The following is a 2,456-nucleotide window of genomic DNA, read 5'->3' as shown; positions in this document are numbered from 1 at the left end:
AACAAAGATAGCAAACATCCTCCAATGTTACGCATTGGGGATGGGGATAAAGCAGATAAGCAGGAGCTTTGAGCTTTCCCGCAACACGGTGCGCAGATATGTGCGCCTGTTTCAAGAGTGTGGTATACCGATAAAGGAGTTGGCCGCCATGCCTTCCGCTCGCATCCAGGAAATGTTCTCTGAAGGTGTTGGCCGTAACAGGGAACCGTCACAACGCCAGCTTGAGCTTGAGGCACTCCTTCCTGAGTATGCTGCCCGGCTTAGCCGCCGAGGCGTAACAGTGAAAACCCTGTACGAAGAGTACCGCGAGCCCCATCCTGACGGATACAGACATGCCAGTTTCGGCAACTATCTCATGCGTTACCGTATGGTGACACATGTCGTAGGCCATGTCGAGCATTATGCCGGAGACCAGATGTATATCGACTTCGCCGGTGACAAACTGGAAGTCGTTGACAGTGAAAGCGGTGAATGTCGCAGCGTTGAAGTGTTCGTGGCCATACTTCCGTGCAGCCACTATACCTATTGTGAGGCGGTCTGGTCCCAGTCAAGACAGGACTTGATTAAGGCGTGTGAGAACGCGCTTCATTTTTACGGCGGGGTTCCGATGGCGATCGTACCAGACAACCTCAAATCGGCGGTAACCCGCAGCGACCGTAACGAGCCGGTAATCAACGAGGAGTTTGCGGCATTTGCCGAACACTACGGATGTACCGTATACCCCACACGGGTACGTCATCCAAAGGACAAGGCCTTGGTGGAGAATGCCGTGAAGCTACTTTACCGATCCGTCTACGCTGACATCGAGGGTCTTGTATTCCACTCGCTGGAGTCTCTGAATGCGGCCATATCCGAATCGCTCTCGGCCTTCAACGGACGCAGGATGAGCGGGCGTCCCCAGTCCAGACGGGAACAGTTCGAGCAGATTGAGTCCGACTGCCTCCGCCCGCTTCCCGCCATACGCCATCAGATGAAAGAGCGACGCTCCGCAACAGTAATGCGTAACGGCTATGTCACCTTCAGGCTTCACCATTACAGCGTACCGAAAGAGTATATAGGCAAACGTGTCGAGATTGTCTATGATGCGGACACGCTGGAAATATATCATGGCCTGCGTCTGGTGACCACACACCAGCGCGATGACACGCCATACTCCTATACGACCAAGGATGCCCACGGACTGCCCGGACGTCATGGAAGTTATGAAAAGGATCTGGAACAGATTTACGAACGGGCCGGCCAGACAGATAACGTCCTGCTGCTGTATCTGCGCAAGGTGGCGGAACTCAAGAAGTATCCTCCCGCGGCGTTCCGTTCATGCAGAGGCATCATGGCGTTGGAGAAGACCTTCGGGCTGGAACGGTTGGTGGCGGCAAGCGCATGCGCCACGCAACTGCGCCTATACGGATATCAGGAGATAAGGCGGATCCTTGAACGCGGGGATGATGCAGACTTCCTGTCAAAAGACGACATTGACGATGAGGTCCCCGTAACATCTATCCACAAAAACATCCGCGGAGCAGCCTACTTCGCACAATTAAAACATTTAAATAGAGACAACAATGGAAACAAATAATCTTACCGCACCGATAGCTGTCGAAAAAGACCGCAACACGTTGACAATCGAACTGATGAACCGTATGAAGCTGCACGGCATGGCCGCCGCCTTCACTGAAAGCCTAACCTCCACTATGGCAGAAACAATGACAATCGACTCTTTCCTGCACATGTTACTTGCCAGGGAATGGGACTACCGTGCCAATGCAGCCATCCAACGCCTTATACGCGGGGCGGCGTTCCGCTACAAGGCCTGCCTCGAGCAGATAGACTATGCAATCCCGCGTGGCCTTGACCGCAATCAGATGGAGCGGCTTGCATCGCTGGAGTTCATCCGCAAGGGACAGAACCTCTTCATCACAGGGTCATCCGGTACCGGGAAGAGCTTCCTTGCCACAGCAATGGGGTATGAAGCCTGCAAGAAGGGCATACGGACATATTATGCGAATGCTCCGAAACTTATGGGTACGCTTAAGGTGGCAAAAGTAAAAGGCACACTGGAATCGGAACTCAAGAGAATCGAACGGAGCACGCTGCTCATATTGGATGACCTCTTCCTTGTGAACCTTGATGCCAAGGAACGACCCATCCTGCTCGATATAATAGAGGACCGACATGGGCGCAAGTCCATCATCATCACCTCGCAACTGCCAACGGACAATTGGTATGATGCAATCGGAGACCCTACAGTAGCAGATGCCATTATGGATCGTATTATACATACGGCGCACCGGATTGAGCTGACAGGAGAAAGTGTCCGTAAAATGGCTGCATACAGAGGGAAATAAACTAAAATAATAATAACCCCATCGGTCAAGACTTTTTAAGGGGGCATTGTTGAATGTTTTAAGGGGGCAGAATCGCTTGGTTTTAGGGGGCAGCTTACACTGGATTTTCCA

At 52.4% G+C, this 2,456-nt stretch carries 2 protein-coding genes; both read left to right on the top strand.

Features of this window, described 5'->3' with window-relative positions; genetic code table 11:
* On the top strand, positions 1-1,576 hold a 1,576-nt coding region (istA, locus tag DWX62_RS14285), incomplete at its 5' end, for an IS21 family transposase (protein ID WP_243636277.1).
* A complete protein-coding gene (gene istB, locus DWX62_RS14280) occupies positions 1,563-2,345 on the top strand; it encodes an IS21-like element helper ATPase IstB (protein ID WP_005824105.1) in 783 nt (260 codons plus the stop codon). The genes istA and istB, both read left to right, overlap by 14 nt.
* Positions 2,346-2,456 lie beyond the last annotated feature (111 nt).

Origin of the sequence: Bacteroides sp. AF20-13LB, assembly GCF_003603065.1 — a bacterium.
Lineage (GTDB): Bacteria > Bacteroidota > Bacteroidia > Bacteroidales > Bacteroidaceae > Bacteroides > Bacteroides uniformis.
This window is presented reverse-complemented; position numbering and strand designations above follow the sequence as displayed.

Bases quoted from the DNA above. Each gene is read 5' to 3' on its own strand.
- istB (WP_005824105.1), top strand. From the start codon at position 1,563: ATGGAAACAAATAATCTTACCGCACCGATAGCTGTCGAAAAAGACCGC.